Origin of the sequence: Microbacterium sp. Ld4 (assembly GCF_045066555.1) — a bacterium.
Lineage (GTDB): Bacteria > Actinomycetota > Actinomycetes > Actinomycetales > Microbacteriaceae > Microbacterium.
Genome location: NZ_JBISHE010000001.1, coordinates 112,861 through 134,328 on the forward strand (window position 1 = coordinate 112,861; position 21,468 = coordinate 134,328).

21 protein-coding genes are annotated in these 21,468 nt (G+C 70.7%); 14 read left to right on the top strand and 7 right to left on the bottom strand.

The window, feature by feature from the left end:
- Positions 1–7 precede the first annotated feature (7 nt).
- Together ACJJV7_RS00560 and ACJJV7_RS00565 are read right to left on the bottom strand one after the other, a co-directional pair.
- Positions 8–952 carry a Ppx/GppA family phosphatase gene (locus ACJJV7_RS00560; protein WP_405371750.1) on the bottom strand — a complete coding sequence of 315 codons (945 nt, stop codon included), beginning with the start codon at positions 950–952 and terminating at the stop codon, positions 8–10.
- Positions 953–1,002: 50 nt separating this feature from the next.
- Positions 1,003–2,574, bottom strand: coding sequence for a cellulase family glycosylhydrolase (locus ACJJV7_RS00565; RefSeq protein ID WP_405467795.1), 1,572 nt, complete (start codon positions 2,572–2,574; stop codon positions 1,003–1,005).
- 413 nt (positions 2,575–2,987) lie between these two features.
- On the opposite strand from ACJJV7_RS00565, the gene coaA reads away from it, so the two are divergent.
- Positions 2,988–3,935 (top strand): type I pantothenate kinase, encoded by a 948-nt coding sequence (gene coaA, locus ACJJV7_RS00570; protein ID WP_405371751.1) that lies wholly within the window; start codon positions 2,988–2,990, stop codon positions 3,933–3,935.
- A 13-nt stretch (positions 3,936–3,948) separates the two neighbouring features.
- Here coaA and ACJJV7_RS00575 read toward each other — a convergent pair whose 3' ends face one another.
- Positions 3,949–4,446, bottom strand: a complete 498-nt coding sequence (locus ACJJV7_RS00575) for a CAP domain-containing protein (RefSeq protein WP_405371753.1) — start codon at positions 4,444–4,446, stop codon at positions 3,949–3,951.
- Positions 4,447–4,590: 144 nt separating this feature from the next.
- On the opposite strand from ACJJV7_RS00575, the gene glmS reads away from it, so the two are divergent.
- Positions 4,591–6,441 carry a glutamine--fructose-6-phosphate transaminase (isomerizing) gene (glmS, locus tag ACJJV7_RS00580; RefSeq protein WP_405371754.1) on the top strand — a complete coding sequence of 617 codons (1,851 nt, stop codon included), beginning with the start codon at positions 4,591–4,593 and terminating at the stop codon, positions 6,439–6,441.
- On the opposite strand, the gene ACJJV7_RS00585 is transcribed toward glmS, so the two are convergent.
- Complete coding sequence (locus ACJJV7_RS00585) at positions 6,428–7,318, bottom strand: hypothetical protein (protein ID WP_405371756.1); 891 nt, start codon at positions 7,316–7,318, stop codon at positions 6,428–6,430. The genes glmS and ACJJV7_RS00585 overlap by 14 nt on opposite strands.
- A 339-nt stretch (positions 7,319–7,657) precedes the next feature.
- On the opposite strand from ACJJV7_RS00585, the gene ACJJV7_RS00590 reads away from it, so the two are divergent.
- Positions 7,658–8,968: a UDP-glucose dehydrogenase family protein gene (locus ACJJV7_RS00590; protein ID WP_405371757.1), complete on the top strand. Its 1,311-nt coding sequence runs from the start codon at positions 7,658–7,660 to the stop codon at positions 8,966–8,968.
- Positions 8,969–9,187: 219 nt separating this feature from the next.
- Here ACJJV7_RS00590 and ACJJV7_RS00595 read toward each other — a convergent pair whose 3' ends face one another.
- On the bottom strand, positions 9,188–9,985 hold the full coding sequence (locus tag ACJJV7_RS00595) for a CPBP family intramembrane glutamic endopeptidase (protein WP_405371758.1): 798 nt from the start codon (positions 9,983–9,985) through the stop codon (positions 9,188–9,190).
- Positions 9,986–10,067: 82 nt separating this feature from the next.
- On the opposite strand from ACJJV7_RS00595, the gene ACJJV7_RS00600 reads away from it, so the two are divergent.
- The 8 genes from ACJJV7_RS00600 (at position 10,068) to ACJJV7_RS00635 (ending at position 15,644) form a co-directional block, all read left to right on the top strand.
- Positions 10,068–10,655, top strand: coding sequence for a low molecular weight phosphatase family protein (locus ACJJV7_RS00600; protein WP_405371760.1), 588 nt, complete (start codon positions 10,068–10,070; stop codon positions 10,653–10,655).
- Positions 10,656–10,759: 104 nt separating this feature from the next.
- Complete coding sequence (locus tag ACJJV7_RS00605; protein WP_405371786.1) at positions 10,760–11,164, top strand: holo-ACP synthase; 405 nt, start codon at positions 10,760–10,762, stop codon at positions 11,162–11,164.
- On the top strand, positions 11,161–12,303 hold the full coding sequence (gene alr / locus ACJJV7_RS00610) for an alanine racemase (protein ID WP_405371762.1): 1,143 nt from the start codon (positions 11,161–11,163) through the stop codon (positions 12,301–12,303). The genes ACJJV7_RS00605 and alr overlap by 4 nt, the downstream gene beginning before the upstream one ends.
- The gene (gene tsaE / locus ACJJV7_RS00615) at positions 12,300–12,803 is read left to right on the top strand and encodes a tRNA (adenosine(37)-N6)-threonylcarbamoyltransferase complex ATPase subunit type 1 TsaE (protein ID WP_405371764.1); all 504 of its coding nucleotides are present in this window, start codon (positions 12,300–12,302) and stop codon (positions 12,801–12,803) included. The genes alr and tsaE overlap by 4 nt, the downstream gene beginning before the upstream one ends.
- Before the next feature lie 25 nt (positions 12,804–12,828).
- The gene (gene tsaB, locus ACJJV7_RS00620; protein ID WP_405371766.1) at positions 12,829–13,497 is read left to right on the top strand and encodes a tRNA (adenosine(37)-N6)-threonylcarbamoyltransferase complex dimerization subunit type 1 TsaB; all 669 of its coding nucleotides are present in this window, start codon (positions 12,829–12,831) and stop codon (positions 13,495–13,497) included.
- Positions 13,494–14,021: a ribosomal protein S18-alanine N-acetyltransferase gene (gene rimI / locus ACJJV7_RS00625; RefSeq protein WP_405371767.1), complete on the top strand. Its 528-nt coding sequence runs from the start codon at positions 13,494–13,496 to the stop codon at positions 14,019–14,021. The genes tsaB and rimI overlap by 4 nt, the downstream gene beginning before the upstream one ends.
- A 1-nt stretch (position 14,022) precedes the next feature.
- Entirely contained in the window at positions 14,023–15,087 is a 1,065-nt protein-coding gene (gene tsaD, locus ACJJV7_RS00630; protein WP_405371769.1) for a tRNA (adenosine(37)-N6)-threonylcarbamoyltransferase complex transferase subunit TsaD, read from the top strand.
- Positions 15,084–15,644: a hypothetical protein gene (locus ACJJV7_RS00635; RefSeq protein ID WP_405371770.1), complete on the top strand. Its 561-nt coding sequence runs from the start codon at positions 15,084–15,086 to the stop codon at positions 15,642–15,644. Before tsaD ends, ACJJV7_RS00635 begins: the two co-directional genes overlap by 4 nt.
- Before the next feature lie 54 nt (positions 15,645–15,698).
- On the opposite strand, the gene ACJJV7_RS00640 is transcribed toward ACJJV7_RS00635, so the two are convergent.
- Entirely contained in the window at positions 15,699–16,892 is a 1,194-nt protein-coding gene (locus tag ACJJV7_RS00640) for a THUMP-like domain-containing protein (protein ID WP_405371771.1), read from the bottom strand.
- Positions 16,893–17,068: 176 nt separating this feature from the next.
- Here ACJJV7_RS00640 and groES point away from each other — a divergent pair, with 176 nt between their 5' ends.
- From groES to ACJJV7_RS00655, 3 genes are all read left to right on the top strand, one after another.
- Positions 17,069–17,365: a co-chaperone GroES gene (groES, locus tag ACJJV7_RS00645; protein WP_217183010.1), complete on the top strand. Its 297-nt coding sequence runs from the start codon at positions 17,069–17,071 to the stop codon at positions 17,363–17,365.
- Between the two features lie 140 nt (positions 17,366–17,505).
- Complete coding sequence (gene rarD / locus ACJJV7_RS00650) at positions 17,506–18,444, top strand: EamA family transporter RarD (RefSeq protein WP_405371774.1); 939 nt, start codon at positions 17,506–17,508, stop codon at positions 18,442–18,444.
- Positions 18,445–18,628: 184 nt separating this feature from the next.
- Positions 18,629–19,990, top strand: coding sequence for an ABC transporter substrate-binding protein (locus tag ACJJV7_RS00655; protein WP_405371776.1), 1,362 nt, complete (start codon positions 18,629–18,631; stop codon positions 19,988–19,990).
- Between the two features lie 165 nt (positions 19,991–20,155).
- Here the strand turns inward: ACJJV7_RS00655 and ACJJV7_RS00660 are convergent, their stop codons facing one another.
- Positions 20,156–21,124 (bottom strand): hypothetical protein, encoded by a 969-nt coding sequence (locus ACJJV7_RS00660; RefSeq protein WP_405371777.1) that lies wholly within the window; start codon positions 21,122–21,124, stop codon positions 20,156–20,158.
- Positions 21,125–21,468 lie beyond the last annotated feature (344 nt).

A 21,468-nucleotide genomic window follows, 5' to 3' on the forward strand; every position in this document is an offset into this window, starting at 1 on the left:
AGCGGGGTCAGGCGGTCGGCGCGTTCCAGCTGAGCGACTCGATGTAGCGCAGCAGCACGCCCTCGCGGAGGGCCCACGGCGAGACCTCGAGCTCGTCGGCATCCATCATCGTCATCGCGGTGTGCAGCACGACCGCCCCCGCGACGATCTGGAACGTACGGTCGGCGGTGATGCCGGGCAGCTCCTGCCGAGCGGATGCCGGGATGCGCGCCAGCCGGGGGATCCACGACCCGAGCGCCGCGCGCGGCAGCACCATGCGCTCGCTGCCCGCCCAGCCCGGGGCCGGGTAGCCGACGAGCTTCGCGAGCGACCGGATCGCCTTCGACGAGCCGACGACGTGCTCGGCCTTCGGCTGGCCCTTCATCGTCGCGATGACGGGCTTGAGGGTCTTCTTCGCATGCGCCCGCAGCCGCTCGACCGCTTCTTCGCCGGGCGGGTCGTCGGCGAGGAACTCGATCGTCATGCGTCCGGCGCCGAGGGGAACGGATGCCGCCACCTCGGGCAGCTCGTCGCGGCCCGCCGCCATCTCGAGCGAGCCGCCGCCGATGTCGAAGAGCAGGATCTGCCCGGCCGACCAGCCGAACCAGCGCCGGACCGCCAAGAACGTGAACCGCGCTTCGGCCTCGCCGCCCAGCACCTGCAGCTCCTGGCCGAGCGCCTCCTCGATGCGGGCGATCACATCGCCGCCGTTCGCCGCCTCGCGCACTGCGCTCGTGGCCGTCGCCAGCAGTTCGACGACGTTCTCCTTCTGCGCGACCGCGCGCGCTTCGGCGACCGCCGCGACGAGCGCGGCGACGCCCTCTTCGCTGATCGAGCCGTCGGGTTCGAGGTAGCGCATGAGGCGCAGCACCGTGCGCTGACTCGTCGCCGCGAGCGGGCGACCGCCCGGACGGACGTCGGCCACGAGCAGATGGACGGTATTCGAACCGATGTCGAGGACTCCGAGGCGCACGGTCTGAGGCTAGTGGCTCGCCGGTGGCGGCCCCGACCGCGTGACGCGGCTCAGCGGGTGGCCGAGAGGGTGAGCTTCGGGGGAGTCGGGGCGACGGGCGCCGTGACGATCACGCCGACGTCGACGCGCGCGCCCGCCGTCACGTTCGCGAGCCCCCAGTCGGCGCCGGAGCACGACACGCGTGCGCTGGCCGTGCCGGGAGACGCGACCGAGCAGCTCATGCCCCACGCGCTCTGGATGCCGGTGGCCCGCGGCGAGGGCCACGAGGCCTTCCACGCCTTGACCTTGACGCTCGACGAGGCGGTCACCGCGAGGGCGGCCTGGTACGACCCGGGCCACGGGCTGGGGATGCTCATCGTCGCGACGACGCCGTTCGAGCTCGCGCTCGACACTCCGCCGCCGGTCGGCGTCGACGGCTGACCAGGGGTCGCCGGCGGAGGCGTCGGCTGCGGCGCCGGTGCGGGCGCGGGGGCCGACGGGTAGGCGACCTTCTTCGGCGTGAGGATCGACTTCAGTGCCGTGAGCTTCGACTTCTCGCGGGTGAACCAGTCGTCCTTGAGCAGGCCGCCGGTGTCACCGCTGTTCGGGTTGAACGACCAGTAGGCCCAGCTGACGCCGCGGTCCTTCATATACCGGGTGAGCTTCGCGAGCCACTTCTTGTCGGACGAGGTCTGCAGCTTCGTGCCGAACTCTCCGACGAAGACGGGGGCGATCTTCTTCGAGGTGATGAAGCCCCAGTTGCGCTCCCACACCGAGCGGAGGTTGTTCGGGTAGTCCCTCGAGTGGAACCACGACTGGTCGAACACCGACGACGGGTACTCGTGCGGCGAGTAGACGACGCGGTTCTTGACCTTCAGGGTGACGGGCTTCGTCGCCACGCCGCGGAGGTTTCCGCCCCACCAGGTCGAGCTGCCGTCGGGGCCGTACTGCACGCCCTCGACGATCATGAGCAGGTTCGGGTTGACGGTGTGGATCGCGTTGCCGGCGCGCATCGCCGCGGCCCGCCAGTCGCGCGAGCGCTCGCCGCAGCCCCAGCAGGCGTTGCCGCGGGGCTCGTTGTGCAGGTCGAACCCGATCACCGTGGCGTTCGTCTTGTAGCGCTTCGCGAGCATCTTCCAGTCCGAGATCCACCGGGCCTCGGAGTACTTCTTGGTGTACCAGAGCTCGGACTGCGCGTCGGAGCCCGGCCGGTGCCGGTCGAGGATCACACGCATGCCGTATTTGCGGGCGCTCGCGATGACGGCATCCATGACCTTCAGCGGCGACGCGTTCACGAGCTTCGGGTTCAGGTTGCCGTTGACCGAGCCGGCCTTCTTCTGCGTGAGGCACTCGTTCGAGAACGGCAGGCGGATCGCGTTGAATCCCATGCCCGCGATCTGCGACATGCCCTGGTCGAGCGTGATCGACCACAGGCCGTGCGGTGCGCACGTGTCGGTCTCCATGCCGAACCACGACGTGGCCTTCACGGTGAAAGTCTTGCCCGTCGACGCGACGACGATCTTCGACCCCTTGGTCCCCAGCCAGCCGACCGATGCCGCCTCCGCCGGAGCGGGACTCGACACGAGTCCGACGGAGACCGCGAGAACGACGGCCGAGACCACAGCCAATACGCGACGCAGCATCCGAAAACCCCCACATAAAGCGGTGAAAACCGCATGAACATCCGGGATAAGAGTACGGCACCCGCGACACGCGCGGGAGTGGGGTGGTTGCCGGTGTTCGGGGGTTCGTGTGGCGCGATGGCGGGGGTCGGTGGTGATGAGCCCGGCACACGCGCCACGTGAACGGTCGGCTGGGTGTTGGGCCGGAGTCGCGGGGTGGTGCGGCGGGTTCATGTGGCGCGCATGCAGGGGTGGATGCCGCCGAGCCGAGCATTTGTGACACATGAAGGCCGCGGCGTGCCGCGCACCAGCGCCACGCGAACGCCCGGGTCGGTCACCAGACGGGTCTCGCGCGCTCGCCCCCGTGTCCCCGCCTCGCGCCCTCGCGCCCGCCGCGCCGCACCGCGGCCGCGGCGAGGCTAGAGTGAGCGACGATGTCCCCTGACGAGACGCTGACGACCGTCGATTCGCTCTATCGCGAGATCGGCCGTGCCGAGTGGGCGCGAATGGCCTCCGATATGGAGCAGCCCCTCACCGAGACCGAGGTGGTTCAGCTCCGCGGAATCGGCGACCGTCTCGACATCCGCGAAGTGCGCGAGGTCTACCTGCCGCTCAGCCGCCTGCTGTCGCTCTACGCGAGCGCCACCCGCCGCCTCGGCGCCGAGACGGCCGGGTTCGTCGGCGAGAGCGACGCGACGACGCCGTTCATCGTCGCCGTCGCGGGATCGGTCGCCGTCGGCAAATCGACGATCGCCCGCCTGCTCCGTGAGCTGATGAGCCGCTGGCCGGGCACGCCGCGCGTCGAGCTCGTCACGACCGACGGCTTCCTCTACCCGAACGCCGAGCTCGAGCGTCGCGGGATCATGGATCGCAAGGGCTTTCCCGAGTCGTACGACCGCCGCGCGCTGCTCGAGTTCCTCGTCGACGTGAAGTCGGGTGCGGCAGAGGTGCGGGCGCCGTACTACTCGCACATGCGGTACGACATCATCCCCGACGCGCACGTGACCGTGCGCCGCCCCGACGTGATCATCGTCGAAGGGCTGAACGTCTTGGCATCCGCTCCGAACCCCCACGACATCGCCGTCAGCGAGCTGTTCGACTTCTCGATCTACGTCGACGCCGACATCGCGCACATCGAGCAGTGGTACGTGAACCGCTTCCTCGCTCTCCGCGAGGGTGCGTTCTCGAACCCGAACTCGTTCTTCAAGGTGTTCGCCGACATCTCCGACGACGAAGCCGTCGAACGGGCCCTCGGTTTCTGGAACGACATCAACTTGCCGAACCTGCGCGAGAACGTGGAGCCGACGCGCCACCGCGCGAAGCTCGTGCTGCAGAAAGCCGCCGACCACACGGTCGAGTCGGTGCGGCTGCGCAAGCTCTGACCCGAGCCTCGGCTCAGCGGTACGAGCCGAACACCTGCGTGTAATACGGCTGGCCGTTCGAGCCGCATGCGACGCCGATGCCGATGCGGTTGTAGGCGCCGAGGATGTTCTTCTTGTGGCCGGCCGACTTCATCCACGCCGGAGTGACCTTCGCGGGGGTGTAGCCGTAGGCGACGTTCTCAGCGGCCGCGCGCCACCCGGCGGGGATCTGCGACGAGTACTTGGGGTTGTGGCTCATGCGCTTCGCGGAGGCCTGCTTCGCCGACCACGCAACGGCGACCTTGTTCATGCTCGCGGTGGCCTTGAGCGCCGGCTTGCCCGCCTTCTTGCGGGCGGCGTTGACGTCGGTGAGGACCTTCTTCTGCACTGCGGCCTGCGTCATCGAGGTGCACGAGGTCGACGGCGCTGCGGATGCCGCTCCGGCGGGCACCAGCGCGAGCAGCAGCGCCGCGGTGGCCGTGACGGCGAGGTGCCGACGGCGCAGCGTGCGGCGGGGGGAGGTGGGAGGCATGGGGGACTCCAAGCAGATGAGGGAGCTTCCAGGATTACAGCCTCGCCTGGACTCCGCCAGTGAGAGGCCGCGCCCGGCGGCGCGCGACGCGCCCGGAACCGGTGCGGGGCTGCGTCCCAGCCGGACGGACCTAGCATGGAGCCCATGTGCGGAATCGTTGGATACGTGGGGCCTCGCGACAGTCAGGCCATCCTCCTCTCGGGGCTCGCTCGCCTCGAATACCGCGGATACGACTCCGCCGGCATCGCCGTGATCGACGGCGAGGGCGACCTCGAGATGCGCAAGCGCGCCGGCAAGCTGCAGGTGCTGCGCGATGACCTCACCGCGCACCCGATGTCCGACGGCACGACCGGCATCGGCCACACCCGCTGGGCGACCCACGGCGGCCCGACCGACGTCAACGCGCACCCGCACCTGGCCGACGACGACAAGCTCGCCGTCATCCACAACGGCATCATCGAGAACTTCGCCGAGCTGAAGGCCGAGCTCCTCGAGCAGGGCTACACGTTCGAGAGCGAGACCGACACCGAGGTGGCCGCCGTGCTGCTCGGCCGCGAGTATGCGGCATCCCACGACCTCGTCGACGCGTTCCGCAACGTCGCCGCCCGCCTCGAAGGTGCATTCACGCTGCTCGCGATGCACAAGGACCAGCCCGGCCTCGTGGTCGGCGCTCGCCGCAACTCGCCGCTCGTGATCGGCCTCGGCGAGGGCGAGAACTTCCTCGGCTCCGACGTCGCCGCCTTCGTCGAGCACACCCGTCACGCCCTCGCGATCGGCCAGGACCAGATCGTCGCGATCACCCCCGGCGGGGTCGAGGTCACCGACTTCTTCGGCGCTGCCGTCGAGGTCGAGCCGTTCGACATCGTGTGGGATGCCTCCGCGGCGGAGAAGGGCGGCTGGTCGTCGTTCATGGCCAAGGAGGTCTCGGAAGAGCCCGAAGCCGTCGCCAACACTCTTCGCGGACGCCTGCACGAGGGCGCCGTCACGATCCCCGAGCTGAACGGCCTCGACGACCTGTTCGCCGGCATCGACCGCATCGTCGTCATCGCCTGCGGCACCGCCTCGTACGCCGGCCTGACCGGCAAGTACGCGATCGAGAAATGGACCCGGGTGCCGGTCGACGTCGAGCTCGCGCACGAGTTCCGCTACCGCGAGCCCGTCATCGGCGAGAACACCCTCGTCGTCTCGATCTCGCAGTCGGGCGAGACGATGGACACCCTGATGGCCGTCAAGTACGCCCGCGAGCACGGCGCAAAGACCCTCTCGATCTGCAACACCCAGGGAGCCACGATCCCGCGCGAGTCCGACGCGATCGTCTACACCCACGCCGGACCCGAGGTCGCCGTCGCGTCGACGAAGGCCTTCGTCGCGCAGATCACCGCGCTGTACCTGCTGGCCCTCCACATCGGCCGCGTCCGCGGCGTGCTCTCCGCCGAGGAGTCGGAGGTCGCCGTGCGCGAGCTCGAGGCCATCCCCGAGAAGATCTCGCGCGTGCTCGAGACCGAGCAGGAGCACATCGAGCAGTTCGCACGCTGGATGGGCGACACCCAGTCGGTGCTGTTCCTCGGCCGCCACGTCGGATACCCGATCGCCCTCGAGGGAGCCCTCAAGCTCAAGGAGATCTCGTACATCCACGCCGAGGGCTTCGCCGCGGGTGAGCTCAAGCACGGGCCGATCGCGCTCGTCGAGCCCGGCCAGGCCGTCTTCGTGATCGTGCCGTCGCCACGCGGTTCGGGCGAACTGCACAAGAAGGTCGTCTCGAACATCCAGGAGATCCGGGCGCGCGGCGCGCGGGTCATCGCGGTGGCCGAAGAGGGCGACGTCGCCGTGCTCCCGTTCGCCGACGAGGTGCTTCGCATCCCGCTCGCCGGGCCGCTGTTCGAGCCGCTTCTGGCCGTCGTGCCGCTGCACATCTTCGCGATGGGCCTGGCCACCGCTAAGGGCCTCGACGTCGATCAGCCGCGCAACCTCGCCAAGTCGGTCACGGTCGAGTAGGCCCCGCGCCGCTCGGCCCGAAGCGGGCGTCGCGCGCTTCGGCGACCCACGTGCGCAGCTGCCACGGTGCGAACCGGAACAGCCGTGCGACGTCGGCCTCGGCGTACCCGGCCTCGAGCACGGCGGCGACCGCGAACTCCCGCATCGACGGGAACTCCCGGCCCTCAAGGGGCCCGGTGCGCAGGTCGCGGAACGAGCGCGGCGCCGGGCGGGCACCCGGGGTGCGGGAAGTGGGGATGCCGCCGGTCGGGGTGTTCTGGGTCGGGATGCCGCCTGTCGGGGTGCTTCCGGTCGGGTTGCCGCCCGTCGGCGGGCGGGAGCCGGTGAACGGAGCGGAGATCACGTAACCGGGCGGCGGGCCGGCCGGCCCGCCCTGCGGGGGCGCGGGGGACTGCGGTTGAGGCTGACCCTGCGGCTGCGGTTGACCGGGATGCGGTTGGCCATCCGGCTGCGGCCCCGGTTCAGCGGGTTGCCCGGGCGCTGCGTGCGGCGTCGCGGCCGGGAGGCCCGGCCACGGATACTCCGTCGGCCACGGTGCGGCCGCCGGATCGTCCGCTCCGGCATCCGCATCGGGCTCCCAGATCTCCGGAATCTCGAGGGGTTGATAGTCCGCCGGCGGCTCTATCAGCAGGTGCGCCTCGGGCCACTGCGTGAGCGCGTCCTCCTGCGCGACCCGGTCGAGGGGGATGAACGGCGCCTCGTCCGAGCCCTCGCCCGTCTCGGAGGCGATCACCTCGTCGGCGGCCGTCAGTGCCGCATCCGCATCGAAGACGGGCGCCCGGGCGGCATCCATCTCACCCCGCGCGGGGACGGCATCCGTCTCGGCAGTCACGACGGGTACATGGGGCACGGTGACGCGTTGCTCGGGTCCGCTCATCGCGACGTCCTCTTCGGGTGAGGGTGGTGTCTCGGGGTCAGCCTCGGCAACGACTTCGGGCGCGGATGCCGACGCGCTTCGTCGTCGCAGGGGCCACCGACGACGTCGCACAGCCTCACGATAGGCCCGGCGGGGCACTCGCGTCACGCGGCGCATTGCCGTCTCACCCGGCGAGCGGGTTCTTAGTCCGTCCTATCGGGGACTTAGACCGGTCTTACGCGGGACCGGCAGGCTTGGCGTGAGGCGTCGCGCGAAGTGATCACGAATCACGATTGACACAGACGTCTGGTAGACACGACGAGGCGCAGGCGACACTGCGCGCAGGATTGAGGAGCGGATATGCGGCTGTCGGTCATTGGTTGTGGGTACTTGGGAGCCGTGCACGCGGCAGCCATGGCGTCGATCGGCCACGAGGTCGTCGGCATCGATGTCGATGAGCGCAAAGTCGCCATGCTCTCGGCCGGTGAGGCACCGTTCTTCGAGCCCGGGCTGTCGGAGATCCTCGCAGAAGGAATCGCGTCCGGACGGCTCTCGTTCACGACTGACATGTCGGCGGCTCAGGGCGCCGCCGTGCACTTCGTCGGCGTGGGCACCCCGCAGGTCAAAGACGGCTACGCCGCCGACATGACCTACGTGAACGCCGCGATCGACGCGCTCGTGCCGTACCTCTCCGAGGGCGACATCGTCGCCGGAAAGTCGACCGTTCCCGTCGGCACCGCCGCCGGTCTTGCCGAGCGCGTGACCCCGACCGGCGCGACGCTGGTGTGGAACCCCGAGTTCCTCCGTGAAGGCTTCGCCGTCCAGGACACCGTCGACCCTGACCGTCTCGTCGCGGGCGTTCCCGCCGGCGCCGAGGGCGAGCGTGCGGCCGAGCTGCTGCGCGAGGTCTACCACCCGTCGATCGCGAAGGGCACGCCCTTCATCGTGACCGACTACGCGACCGCCGAGCTCGTGAAGGTGTCGGCCAACGCGTTCCTGGCGACCAAGATCAGCTTCATCAACGCCATGGCCGAGATCGCCGAGGTCTCGGGTGCGGACGTCACGACCCTCGCCGACGCCATCGGGCACGACGCCCGCATCGGACGCCGGTTCCTGGGGGCGGGCATCGGGTTCGGCGGCGGCTGCCTCCCGAAGGACATCCGCGCCTTCTCGGCCCGCGCCGAAGAGCTCGGCCGCGGTGAATCGGTCGGGTTCCTCCGCGAGGTCGACGAGATCAACATGCGTCGCCGCGAGCGCGCCGTGCAGCTCGTCGTCGAGGGTCTCGGCGGCAGCGTCTACAACAAGAAGGTCACTGTGCTCGGGGCGGCGTTCAAGCCCCACTCCGACGACATCCGCGACTCTCCCGGCCTCGACGTCGCCGTTCGCCTCTTCGGTCTCGGCGCCCACGTGACGGTCACCGATCCCGAGGCCATCTCGAACGCGAGCCGCGTGCACCCGCAGCTCACCTACGTCCACGATCGTGACGAGGCTCTTCAGGGCGCCGACGCCGTGATCGTCGTCACCGAGTGGGACGAGTACCGCCGCCAGCTCAGCCCTGAGCACGCATCCACGCTCGCCGCCGGACGCATCGTGGTCGACGGCCGCAACTGCCTCGACCCCGCCGCCTGGCGCGCCGAAGGCTGGACCTACTACGGCATGGGACGCCCCTAACCCGCAGCCAACGGCATCCGTTCGACGTGGCGCGGGCGCTGCGGGCGTTCGCGTGGCGTTTATGCGCGAGTGGATGCCAGCGCCCGGATTGACGCTGTGCGTCTCATTCGCGTGGCGCAAAGGCGCGCCTGGATGCCGGTGACCCCAGCTCCCGCGCCACATGAGCGCACCTCCACGCCCGCGACCCCAGCTCCCGCGCCACATGAGCGCGCCGTGGCGTCAGCTCAGAACGGTGCCGGCGAACAGCAGCGCGACCATCGTCGTGTTGTAGACGATGTGCACGAGCACGGCGCCCCAGATGCGGCCGGTCAGGATGACGAGCAGCGAGCAGACCAGGCCGACGGCGCCGAGGGGCAGCGCCTCGCTGAGGGGGAGCGACCCGTCGATGGCGTGCAGCAGCATGAACGTGGCGGTCGAGACGAGCACGGCGCCGAGACCGGCGGCGAAGGCTCCGGCCGGCCGGCGAAGCGCCGAGTACACCGCGACGAGCACGACGGTGCGGAAGAAGAACTCCTCGACGGTCGGCCCGATGAGCGCGGCCGGCAGAGCATCGGTCACGAACCAGGTGGCCGGCAGCGATCCGTCGAGCGTGGTGACCGAGGGCATCGGGCGCGATCCGGCATCCGTGATCCAGCCCTGCAGCAGGCGCAGGAAGATCCCGAGGGCGGCGGCGTAGAGAAGGTCGACCGGGCGGAAGGTCAGCAGTCCGGCGGGGCGACCGCGGCGGAAGGCGAAGTAGACGGGGAACAGCATGCCGGCCCAGAGCACGAGCGACGAGACGAGCGGGGCCCACGGCGACGTCCACAGCAGGGTGACGAGCGCACCGCCGAAGATGCCGACACCGAGGCTGACGAGCGCCACGGCCAGGACGATCGAATCCCACCGGCGCACGGCGGTGCCGCCGAGGCGCCAGTCGGTTCGCCGCGAACGGCGTCGACGCCGGGCGTTCCCGGCGTCATCGGACGAGACCGGGAGCGCGGCGTTGGGAGCCGGGCCGTCGCTAAGCTGTTCCTGCACGGGGCCTACGGTACCCGGTGGCCGCTGATCCCCTGAGCGTCACCGGCGGGGAGGCCCGGCATCCGACCTCGGAAGGACCCTCGTGATCCACATCCTCACGGTCTGCACCGGCAACATCTGCCGGTCGCCTCTCGCGGCGCAGCTGCTCGCGCACCGCATGGCCGACATCGGCGTCGAGGCGACGAGCGCCGGCATGCGGGCACGCGCCGACGACCTCATGCCGCTCGAGGCGGCCGAGCAGGCCCTCGCGCAGGGCGTGCCGACCCACCTCTCCCACGCTCACCGGGCGCGGTTTCTCACCGAGGCGCTGCTGCAGAACCCCGATCTGATCCTCGCGATGGACCGCGAGCACCGCCGCACCATCGCCGAGCTCGCCCCATCGAAGCTGCGCGCGACCTTCACGCTGCGGGAGTTCGAACGTCTCGCCGCCGCGACCTCTGACGACGCGATCCGAGCCGGCGCAGAGGGCGCCGACCCCCGCGAGCGCCTCCGCGGCGCCCTCGCCGTCGTCGGCGGGCAACGTGGACTCGTGCTGCCCCCGGCCGACCCCCGTGACGACGACGTCGTCGACCCCTACGGTCGCTCGCGCGAGACCTACGCCCGATCGACCTCGCAGCTCGTCCCCGGCATCGCCGCGGTCGAGCGCGTCGTGCGCCTCGCTGTCGGCTGACCCCGCACCAGTCGACCCCGGCAGAGCGCGAGCCGCACGGGTCGGGCGCCCTCGTCCGGCGATAGTCTGGACGGATGCCGCAGCGTGCGGCCAGGGGAGGCGAGATGATCATCGGGATCGGCGTCGACCTGGTCGACATCCCACGGTTCGAGAGCTCGATCGTGCGCACACCGAAGCTGCTCGACCGGCTGTTCACCGCCGCTGAGCAGCGCCTCAAACCGCACTCGCTCGCCGCCCGCTACGCCGCGAAGGAAGCGCTGATCAAGGCGCTCGGCGGATCCGACGGAGTGCGCTGGACCGATATCGAGATCGCCGCGGAGCCCTCGGGCCGCCCCGTCTTCGCACTGTCGGGCGAGACCGCCGCGACCGTCGAGAGCCGCGGCATCGCGGCCCTCCACCTGTCGCTGTCGCACGACGCGGGACTCGCGACCGCCTATGTCATCGCCGAGGGTGACGCCGGGCCCGCGGCATCCGATCACGCCGGCAGCTCGAGAGTGGTCCTGTCATGAGCGCTTCGACCGAAACCCACCGCATGTCCGCGGGCGTGGCACGCGAGGCCGTCGTCGACGTGTCGGCGATCGAGCACAACGTCCGGCACCTCCGCGCTCTCACCCAGACCGAGGTCATCGCGGTCGTCAAGGCCGACGGCTACGGGCATGGCGCCGAACGCTCGGCACGGGCGGCGCTCGCCGGCGGCGCCGACCGCCTCGCCGTCGCCGACGTGGGGGAGGGTCTCGCGCTCCGCGCCGCCGGCATCGACGCCCCGATCCTCGCGTGGCTCCACGCCCCCGGCGAATCGTTCACCGAGGCGGCGGCCGCGCGGCTCGAGCTCGGCATCTCGAGCTTCGACCAGCTCGCGGCCGCGGGGGCGGCGGCATCCGAGGGCCACCCCGTCGACGTGCACCTCAAGGTCGAGACGGGGCTCGCCCGCAACGGCATCGCCCCGGCCGACTACCGCGCCGTGTTCGACGAGGCGGCGCGCCTCGAGGCAGCCGGGCTCGTGCGCGTCGTCGGGATGTTCAGCCACCTCTCGAACACGTCGCCCGCCGACGACCGGGCCGCGCTCTCGCGGTTCACGGTCGCGCAGGCCGGAGCCGAGGCCGCCGGGCTCCGTCCGCGCCTGCGCCACCTTGCGGCCTCGCACGCGGCGATCGACCTGCCCGCCGCGCGGCTCAACTGCGTGCGCCTCGGCATCGCCATCTACGGCCTGTCGCCGTTCGATGACCGATCGTCGGCCGACCTCGGGCTCCGGCCCGCCATGACCCTGCGCGGTGCGGTCGCCGCCGTCCGCCGCGTGCCCGCCGGTCAGGGCGTGTCGTACGGCTACCTGCACCGCACCACGACCGAATCGACCCTCGCGCTCGTGTCGCTCGGCTACGCCGACGGCGTGCCCCGCGCGGCATCCGGTGCGGGCCCCGTGATGATCGGCGGCCAGCGCTACACGGTCGCCGGCCGCATCGCGATGGACCAGTTCGTCGTCGACGTGGGGCACGCCGAGGTCGCCGTCGGCGATGAGGCGGTGCTGTTCGGAGATCCGTCGACCGGTGCGCCGTCAGCCGGCGAATGGGCGGATGCCGCGGGCACCATCAACTACGAGATCGTCACGCGGGTCGGGCCCCGGGTCCCCCGCCGGGAGGTGCGTTCATGAGTGGGATCGACTCGTTCGCCGGCCAGCGCGAGATCGCCTCGCCGGCCGATATGGAGGAGTTCGGGCGTCAGCTCGGCGCCGCGCTGCGACCGGGCGACCTGGTCGTCCTGACCGGGCCCCTCGGCGCGGGCAAGACCACGCTCACCCGCGGCATCGGCGCGGGGCTCGGCGTGCGCGGCCCGGTGCAGAGCCCCACCTTCGTCATCGCACGGACCCACCCGTCAGAGGTCGGCGGCGCGCCACTCGTGCACGTCGACGCCTACCGGCTGGGGTCGCCCGCCGAGCTCGACGACCTCGGTCTCGACCTCGAGCGCTCGGTCACGATCGTGGAGTGGGGCCGCGGCATGGTCGACGGCCTCGTCGACAGCTGGTGGGAGATCGAGCTCGACCGCGGCTGGAGCGGCACCGGCGTCGACAACGCGTGCGGCACCAACAACGCCTTCGTGCAGGACATGGAAGACGCCGCCCCCCGGATCGTCACGGTCACCCGCCGTCCGTGACCGGCAGGCCAGATAACCTGAGAGGGTGATCCTCGGCATCGACACCTCCCTCGGCACGGCCGTCGCCGTGACCGATGCCGACGGGGCCGTCCGCGCCGAGGCCGCCAGCACCGATCCGCTCGGCCACGCCGAGATCATCGGCACGCTTCTCCAGAACGCCCTGACGGATGCCGCCCGCGGACCCATCGGCGCCACGGGCGCCCCGCAGCCGATCGCCCTCACTGCCGTCGCCGCGGGAATGGGTCCCGGCCCGTTCACGGGCCTGCGGGTCGGCATCGCCGCCGCGCGGGCGTTCGCCCTGGGCCGCGGCATCCCCGTGATCCCCGTCGTCAGCCACGACGCGGCCGCGCTCGCTGTCTTCCTGGCCGACCCGTTCGCCGAGGTCGCCCGCTTCGCCGTCGTCACCGACGCGCGCCGCCGGGAGTTCGCGTACACGGTCTACGACGGTGTCGACGACGACGGTCTGCCCGTCCGCGCCGTCGGGCCCGCCCTCGTTCCGCGCGACCAGATCGACGAGGTGCTCGCCGACGCCGGTGCCGAACGCCGCGACATCACCTCGATCCCGGCGACGATGCTCGCCCTCGTCGCAGCCCGCGCCGTCGCCGCGGATCGCGTCGAGGCGCTCGATGAGCCGCTCTACCTGCGGGCGCCCGACGTCACCCCGCCCGCCGCGCGCAAGAAGGTGGGCACATGACGCTCCGCACTGCTGAACCCGACGACCTCGCCGAGATCATGCGACTCGAGCGCGCCACGTTCCCGACCGACGCGTGGAGCGAGCCGATGATCCGCGACGAGATCGCCTCGCCCCACGGCCGCTACGTCGTCGACGTCGAAGCCGGGCAGATCCGCGGCTTCGGCGGAGTGAGGGCCGTCGCAGGCGCCGCCGACGCCGACATCCAGACCATCGCGATCGCCGAAGAGGCCCGCGGCCGGGGTCGCGGGCGCCGCCTGCTGCACGAGCTGCTCGCGACGGCGCTGGCCCGCGGCGCGCGCACCGTCTTCCTCGAGGTGCGCGACGACAACCCCAACGCGACGAAGCTGTACGCCTCGGAGGGGTTCACCGAGATCGGCCGCCGTCCTCGCTACTACCAGCCCGACGACGTCGACGCGATCGTCATGAAGCTCGACCTCCGCGGCTGGGCCGCTGCCCGTGCCGAGGCGACGACGGGCGGCTTCGCCGCGCCGACATCGCCGCCCGGCGGCCAGGGGCGGGGCTGAGATGGTCGGCGCGTCACGCGAACCCCTCGTCCTCGGCATCGAGACCAGCTGCGACGAGACCGGAATCGGCATCGTCCGCGGCCGCACTCTGCTGAGCAACACGATCGCCAGTTCGATGGACGAGCACGCCCGCTACGGCGGCGTCGTGCCCGAGGTCGCCGCGCGGGCGCACCTCGAGGCGCTGCAGCCGGCGATCGAGGCGGCGCTCGCCGACGCGCAGGTCGAGCTCGCCGACATCGACGCGATCGCCGTCACGAGCGGGCCGGGTCTCGCCGGCGCGCTCATGGTCGGCGTCGGGGCCGCGAAGGCACTCGCCGTGAGCCTCGAGAAGCCGCTTTATGCGGTGAACCATCTCGTCGGGCACATCGCTGCCGACATCCTCACCGGCGACGAGGTCGAGTACCCGACCGTCGCGCTCCTCGTCAGCGGCGGGCACACCTCGCTGCTGCTCGTGCGCGACCTGGTCTCCGACGTCGAGATGCTCGGCGAGACGATGGACGACGCCGCAGGCGAGGCCTTCGACAAGATCGCCCGCATCCTCGGGCTGCCCTACCCGGGCGGGCCCGAGATCGACCGCGCCGCCGCCACGGGTGACCCGAACGCCATTCGCTTCCCCCGCGGCATGTCCCGCGCCTCCGACATGGCGGAGCACCGCTACGACTTCTCGTTCTCGGGCCTGAAGACGTCGGTGGCCCGCTGGGTCGAGCAGCGCGAAGCGGCCGGCGAGGATGTCTCGGTCGCCGACGTCGCGGCATCCTTCCGCGAAGCCGTCGTCGACGTGCTCATCACGAAGGCCCTCGACGCGTGCGCGCGCCATGAGGTTCCCCGGTTGCTGCTCGGTGGCGGCGTGATCGCGAACCGTCGCCTCCGCGAGGTCGCGCTCGAGCGTGCCGCCGCCGCGGGCGTCGAGGTGCGCATTCCGCCGCTCTCGCTCTGCACCGACAATGGCGCGATGATCGCCGCCCTCGCCTCAGAACTGATCATGAGTGGACGGCCCGCATCGACACTCGACTTCGGCGCCGACTCCACCCTTCCGGTCACGCAGATCCAGGTGGCCGCGGGATGACCGGCCCCGACGGGGATCTGCGACCGGATGCCACGTCGCGCCGCGCAGCCGCGGGGCGTGGTGCCGCGGAGGCCCGCACGGAACCCCGCCTCGACGCTCCTGCTGAGAGGCCGATCGTCGTCGCCGCGTCGGTGTCGCCCCCGTCGGGCGATGCGGCGCGTGCCGCGGCGCCCCCGACGATGCCGGGTGCGCACCGGGGCGGATTCCAGCGCGAGATGACGCAGCCGCTGCCGGTCGCGCCCCCGCTCATCGAGGTGCATCCCGATCCGGCGAGTGCGCCCGACCCGCAGGTGCATTGGATCCACCGGCCGCCCACTCTGCCCCGCAGCGGCGGCTGGGCGATGCTCTTCGGCATCCTCGCCCTGCTGCTCTCGCTCTTCGTCGGGTGGGGCTTCCCCGTCGGGATGATCGGCGTCGTCCTCGCGATCCTGGCACTGCGCAGGCCCTGGGAGCGGCGCGAGACCGCCGTCTGGGCGCTGGGGCTCAGCGTCGCCTCACTGCTGTTCAGCGCCGGCTGGCTCTGGTGGGCGGCCTCGCAGGGCCCGCTCTTCAGCTGACTCGCTCCGTCGCGTCAGAGCGGCTCGCCGTCCCCGAGCAGTACGACCTGCCGGTCAGACCCGGTCGGCGAGGATCGCGATGCGCTGGCCCTTGTCGCCGACCCGCGCGAGGATCAGCGTCGCCGACGCGTCGCCGCGCAGCGTGAGCTTTCGGCGGAACTGGGCGGGGTCGACGTCGATGCCGCGCTTCTTGATCTCGATCGTGCCGATCCCGTGGGTCCGCAACGCCGCGTTGATCGTCGGCACCTTGACCGGCATCACCTCGCGCACCCGGAACGACTGCACGAACGGGTTCGTGAGGGCGGCATCCGATGTCAGATAGGCGACGCCGTCGCCGAGCATGCCCGCCTGCAGGTCGCGGGCGACATCGCCGATCAGGCGGGCGCGGATCACCGCACCCTCGGGCTCGTGCACGAACGCACCGAGCTCCCGCACCGGCTCGTCCTCGGCATCCGTCGCCGCCGTCAGCTCATGCGTCGATCCGCCGCGGGAGACGAGCGCCGCGCGTCGCACGCCGCCCCGGCGGAGTGCGCCCGACCACAGGACGAGCTCGATCGTCGAGCCGTCGACGCTGATCCACTGCGCCTCGACGTCATTCGGGATCATCCGCCGGTCGAGGCCGGGGCCGAGCTTGATCCCCGTGGGAAGGCGGGATGCCAGTGCGAACGCCCAGTCCAGCGACGGCGACCAGTCGTCGGGGTTCGTCCGAGACGTCTCCGAGTGCCCGGCGGTGCGCCGCGCGGGGTCGAGCCAGACAGCATCCACACCGGTGAGGTCGGTGTCTTCGGCGAACCCGTGCCGGACGGTCACCGACTCGCCGAACGGGGCGAGGTTGTAGGCGGCGAGGGCCGCGGTGGTCTCATCGGCGTCGACGGCGAGGACGTCGAGGCCGATGCCCGCGAAGCCGAGGGCGTCGCCGCCGATGCCGCATCCGAGGTCGGCGACGCGGGTGAGTCCGGCGGCACGGAAGCGACCCGCGTGCCGGGCGGCGATCTCGAGCCGGGTGGCCTGTTCGAGCCCGGCGCGCGTGAAGAGCATGCGGTCCGCGAACGGCCCGAACTTCGGCGCCGCGCGCACCCGGAGGTGGGCCTGGCCGACGACGGCCGACACGAGGTCGGGGGAGTGGCCCGCGGCGCGCAGTCGTGACACGGCGGCGGCCACCTCCGTCGCGCCGGCGAGAGGACCGACCTCGTCGATCATCCGCAGACCCTCGGCGGTCAGCAGGGCGGTCAGCTCGGCCTGTTCCATCCGGCCAGCCTAGGCGGCGGGCCGCGCCGTCGACGGCCCCGTCGCGTGCGCATCGACATGAGTTGGCACTCGCGTTGCATGAGTGCCAACGGCCCCCTAGACTTGCATTAGCACTCTCGGTAAGCGGGTGCTAATAAGTCTTGAGCACGACCCCATCAGCAAGAAAGAGGTAGACCGTGTCGGTTTCCATCAAGCCGCTCGAAGACCGCATCGTCATCAAGCAGGTCGAGGCCGAGCAGACCACCGCAAGTGGCCTGGTCATCCCCGACACCGCTAAGGAGAAGCCCCAGGAGGGCGAGGTCGTGGCTGTCGGCCCCGGCCGCATCGATGACAACGGCAACCGTGTTCCGCTCGACGTCGCCGTCGGCGACCGCGTGCTGTACAGCAAGTACGGCGGCACCGAGATCAAGTTCGGCGCAGACGAGTTCCTCGTTCTGTCGGCCCGCGACGTCCTCGCGGTCGTCGTTCGCTGACGCACTCCGTTTCACGAAGGGCCCGGATGCCACGGCATCCGGGCCCTTCGACGTCGGTGGCGGTATCCCGACGATGAAAGGCAGGATGCCGCCGGGGTTCCGGCATCCGGCGGTGTCATGACCGTCGTAGTCTTGTGCTCGTGACACCGGAACAGGCAGCACGCGAGAAGACGCTCGGCGGCGTCTACGTCTTCGCGGCATATCTGCTGTGGGGCTTCATGCCCATTTACTTCGTGACGCTCGCGCCGACCGGACCGTGGGAGGTCGTCGGCTGGCGCGTCATCCTCTCGCTGGTCTTCTGCCTCGCCCTGCTCGCCGTGACTCGCGGGTGGGGGCGCCTCGTCGCGCTCCTCCGCAACCGTCGGCTGGTGATCTGGACGATCGTCGCGGGCCTGCTCATCTACGTGAACTGGCAGGCCTTCCTCATCGGCATCCTCACGGGGCACGTGGTCGAGACGAGCCTCGGCTACTTCATCAACCCGATCGCCACCGTGCTCCTCGGTGTCGTGGTCCTGCACGAGCGGCTGCGCATCGCGCAGTGGATCGCCATCGGCATCGCCGCCGCGGCCGTGCTCGTCATCATCATCGCGGTGGGCACCGTTCCCTGGATCGCGCTCACGCTGGCCGCGAGTTTCGCGACCTACAGCCTCGTGAAAAAGCGCATCGGCCCCGCCGTCGACGCTGTCAGCGGGCTGACGCTCGAGTCGCTCTGGCTCGTTCCGATCGCCGTGCTGCAGCTCGTGCTCGTCGCCACCTCGACGGGACTCACGATGGGTACGGTCTCCGCCGGGCACACGGTGCTGCTCCTGCTCGCCGGCGCCGTCACGGCAGTGCCCCTCCTCTTCTTCGCGGCCGGGGCTCGCCGCAGCACCCTGACGATCCTGGGTGTGATGCAGTTCATCGCGCCGATCATGCAGTTCCTCACCGGCGTGCTGATCCTCGGCGAGCCGATGCCGCTCGAGCGGTGGATCGGGTTCGGGCTCGTGTGGGCCGCGGTGCTGATCTTCACGGTCGACTCGATCGTCCACTCGCGGCGGCACCGCACCACCCTGTCGGTCGGGGTCACCGAGCTCCGCTGAGCGGGAGCGCCTCGAGCCGGGTGCATGGGAGCGCGCCCATCGGCGCGGAGCCGCCGTTATCGGACCGTTGCCGGACTGTTCGACATCGTTAACGAACGGCAACATTGGCGAGACGAGCCTGCCGCTAGGTTGATCACACCGGGCCGGTCCCGATCTGACCCGTGTCAACTCAGCAAGGAGCACAATGAGCGTTCTCTCCCGTTCGCGCAGCGCAAAGATTCTGGGCGGCATCGCCCTGATCGGAGCGAGCGCACTCGTCCTGGCCGGCTGTTCCGGTTCCACCACGCCCGAAGGGTCGGCTGCTCCTGAAGCCTCGGCCGCAGGCTTCGACTTCCCGGTCAACTGCGACGAGGCCGAGCCCGCGTCGTACACCCCGGAACTCAACTCGACCTCCGAGGGCCCCGCGACCGACCTCACGTACACGATCGGCACCGCGCTCCCCGTGACCGGTAACCTCGCCTTCCTCGGCCCGCCCGAGATCTCGGCGACCGAGTTCGCGGCATCCGAGATCAACGCGGCCGACAAGGGCGTCACGATCAACCTCGTCCAGGGCGACTCGGGCGACACCGACAACAAGGCCTACGAGACCGAGATCCCCCGCCTCCTCGGCGAGGGCGCGACCGCCATCATCGGCGCCGCATCGTCGGGCACCTCGCTGCAGTTCATCGACCAGGTCATCGCGGCCGACGCGATCCAGTTCTCGCCCGCCAACACCTCGGCAGCCTTCACCGGCTACGAGGACAAGGGCCTCTACTGGCGCACCGCCCCCTCGGATGTCCTCCAGGGCCAGGTGCTCGGCAACCTCGTCGCCGGTGACGGCGCTGAGACCCTCGGCATGATCATCCTGAACGACTCGTACGGCACCGGACTCGCCTGCTTCACGAAGGCTGCCTTCGAAGAGGCCGGTGGCGAGGTCGTCGCCGCGTCGCTCTACAACACGGGTGACACGAACTTCTCGGCTCAGGTCGAGGACGTTCTGGCTGCCGACCCCGACGCGATCGCACTGATCACGTTCGAAGAGGTCAAGACGATCATCCCCGAGCTGGTCGCCGCCGAGTTCCCGGCATCCGGCATGTACTTCGTGGATGGCAACCTGTCGAACTTCGGTGACGAGTTCGAGCCGGGCACGCTTGCCGGCGCCAAGGGCACCTACCCGGCTGTCGACCCCGCCAGCATCACGCAGTTCCGCGACGACCTGAACTCGTTCTGGACCGGCGAGGGCAACCCCGCGCTCGAGGACTACACCTACGGTCCCGAGTCGTACGACTCCGTCGTGCTGCTCGCGCTCGCAGCTCTCGAGGCAGGCTCGTCCGAAGGCCCCGACGTCGCTGCGCACCTGCAGCAGGTCTCCGGTGGCGCTGGTGAGGGCACGAAGTGCACGACCTTCGCCGAGTGCGCCGACATCATCAACGCCGGTGACGTCGCGGACTACGACGGTGTCTCGGGTGCCATCACGTTCAATGAGGTCGGTGACCCCACCGAGGCCTCCATCGGCATCTTCGAATACGGCGACGACAACACCTACGAGTTCCTCAACCTCGGTTGAGCATGGCTGGCTGAGGTTCTCAGCCCGCTGACTCGCACAGAGGCCCCGATCTTCGGATCGGGGCCTCTGTGGCGTGCGGTGGGGACGCGTGCGCGTAGTCGAGTGGCGCATATGACGGGTTCGCTTCACGCGAGAGCTGCGCAAACGCCACATCAGCGAGCGTGATCACCCTTTCCATGCCCGCCGCACCAGTGCTCCCGCGTGTGGGCGGGCGCCGCGGATGTGGCCGGACGTCAGTCGCACGACCCGCCAGCCCGCGTGGGCGTAGTCCTCGTGCTTCTCGATGTCGCGCAACCATTGCGCGCGGATCGTGCGGTGGTGATCACCCTCGACCTCGATGAGCACTCGGGCGTCGCGGTAGGCAGCATCCGCGATACCGAGAAGTCGCCCGTCGGCTGCCCGGATCTCCACGTCCAGCTGCGGTTCGGGAAGCCCCTCGGCGAGGAGCGCGAGGCGCATGTCGGTCTCCAACGGAGACATGCTGCCCACCCGCACGAGCGCGAGGGCTCGGCGTAGCCGGGCCGCGCCGAGCCATCGTCCGCGGGCGAGCACCTCCCGCAGGTCGTCGACGGTGGCGAGTCGCTGCTGCGGAGTCGGGACTCCTCGCCGGTCGCGCGGGACGCGAACGATCGCGTCGCCCAGTCGCACGAGTTCGGGAACGTCCGCATCTCGGGCCAGAGTCGCCCACGTCGTCGCGGGAGTGGTGATGTCGAAGCCCCCGTCCGGGTGAAGCCGCGTCGTCTCCGTGAGATGAGGCTCGAGTTTGCGACCACGGATGCCGGTGCGGCGCGGCGCTCGATGCGGCGCCGGTACCGCGATGTCGAGTGAGGTGGGGACCCGCGCAAGAGGCAACTCGAAGCAGACAGCGGCCGTCGCCCCGGTGACGAACGCATTCCTCGGCATGACGGGGAGGTAGGCCGCAAGACGCTGGCGAAGCTCGTCACGCGCGCGTCGGTTGTGAGGCTCATCGTCCGTCAGCGGCGGAATGTCGCAGCGCACGATCCGGGCGCCGCGAAAGGGGGCGTCGAGATCGCGGGCCGTGAGTCGCCCACGACTCACCCCCGCTGCGCGGGCGGCCGCGCAGGAGAACGACGTGCCGAGCGCCGCAGGGAGCGGAGCGGGAGGAACCGGCATCCCCTCACTATCGCCGGGAACGAGTCGCGTCTACGTCTGCGCCGACGACGTTGTGGCGTCATGCGCGGACGCGAGGGCTGTGGGGGAGGAGGCGAACCCCACGCGCTGGCGCTCACCTGACGCAGATGCGGGGTGGGCGGGTTCGGACCCTCCTCGCGAGGCCGGGCGCGGTCTTCAGGCGCGAGATCCCTCGCTCATGTGGCGCATTGACAGGGGTCGGAGGTGACGAGGGATGCAGGTGGCCCCACGAAGGCCGGGGCGCTCTTGGGGGACGAGGCATGCTCTTCGGGCGATCCTGCGGGCCCGGGGTTCCTCGCTCCTGTGGCGCATTGACGGGGGTCGGG

Coding starts and splice junctions, on each gene's coding strand:
- ACJJV7_RS00635 (WP_405371770.1), top strand. CDS start 15,084: ATGACCGGCCCCGACGGGGATCTGCGACCGGATGCCACGTCGCGCCGC.
- ACJJV7_RS00590 (WP_405371757.1), top strand. CDS start 7,658: ATGCGGCTGTCGGTCATTGGTTGTGGGTACTTGGGAGCCGTGCACGCG.
- ACJJV7_RS00585 (WP_405371756.1), bottom strand. CDS start 7,318: ATGAGCGGACCCGAGCAACGCGTCACCGTGCCCCATGTACCCGTCGTG.
- ACJJV7_RS00565 (WP_405467795.1), bottom strand. CDS start 2,574: ATGCTGCGTCGCGTATTGGCTGTGGTCTCGGCCGTCGTTCTCGCGGTC.
- glmS (WP_405371754.1), top strand. CDS start 4,591: ATGTGCGGAATCGTTGGATACGTGGGGCCTCGCGACAGTCAGGCCATC.
- ACJJV7_RS00660 (WP_405371777.1), bottom strand. CDS start 21,124: ATGCCGGTTCCTCCCGCTCCGCTCCCTGCGGCGCTCGGCACGTCGTTC.
- ACJJV7_RS00575 (WP_405371753.1), bottom strand. CDS start 4,446: ATGCCTCCCACCTCCCCCCGCCGCACGCTGCGCCGTCGGCACCTCGCC.
- ACJJV7_RS00655 (WP_405371776.1), top strand. CDS start 18,629: ATGAGCGTTCTCTCCCGTTCGCGCAGCGCAAAGATTCTGGGCGGCATC.
- ACJJV7_RS00605 (WP_405371786.1), top strand. CDS start 10,760: ATGATCATCGGGATCGGCGTCGACCTGGTCGACATCCCACGGTTCGAG.
- rimI (WP_405371767.1), top strand. CDS start 13,494: ATGACGCTCCGCACTGCTGAACCCGACGACCTCGCCGAGATCATGCGA.
- alr (WP_405371762.1), top strand. CDS start 11,161: ATGAGCGCTTCGACCGAAACCCACCGCATGTCCGCGGGCGTGGCACGC.
- ACJJV7_RS00640 (WP_405371771.1), bottom strand. CDS start 16,892: ATGGAACAGGCCGAGCTGACCGCCCTGCTGACCGCCGAGGGTCTGCGG.
- tsaD (WP_405371769.1), top strand. CDS start 14,023: ATGGTCGGCGCGTCACGCGAACCCCTCGTCCTCGGCATCGAGACCAGC.
- tsaE (WP_405371764.1), top strand. CDS start 12,300: ATGAGTGGGATCGACTCGTTCGCCGGCCAGCGCGAGATCGCCTCGCCG.
- coaA (WP_405371751.1), top strand. CDS start 2,988: ATGTCCCCTGACGAGACGCTGACGACCGTCGATTCGCTCTATCGCGAG.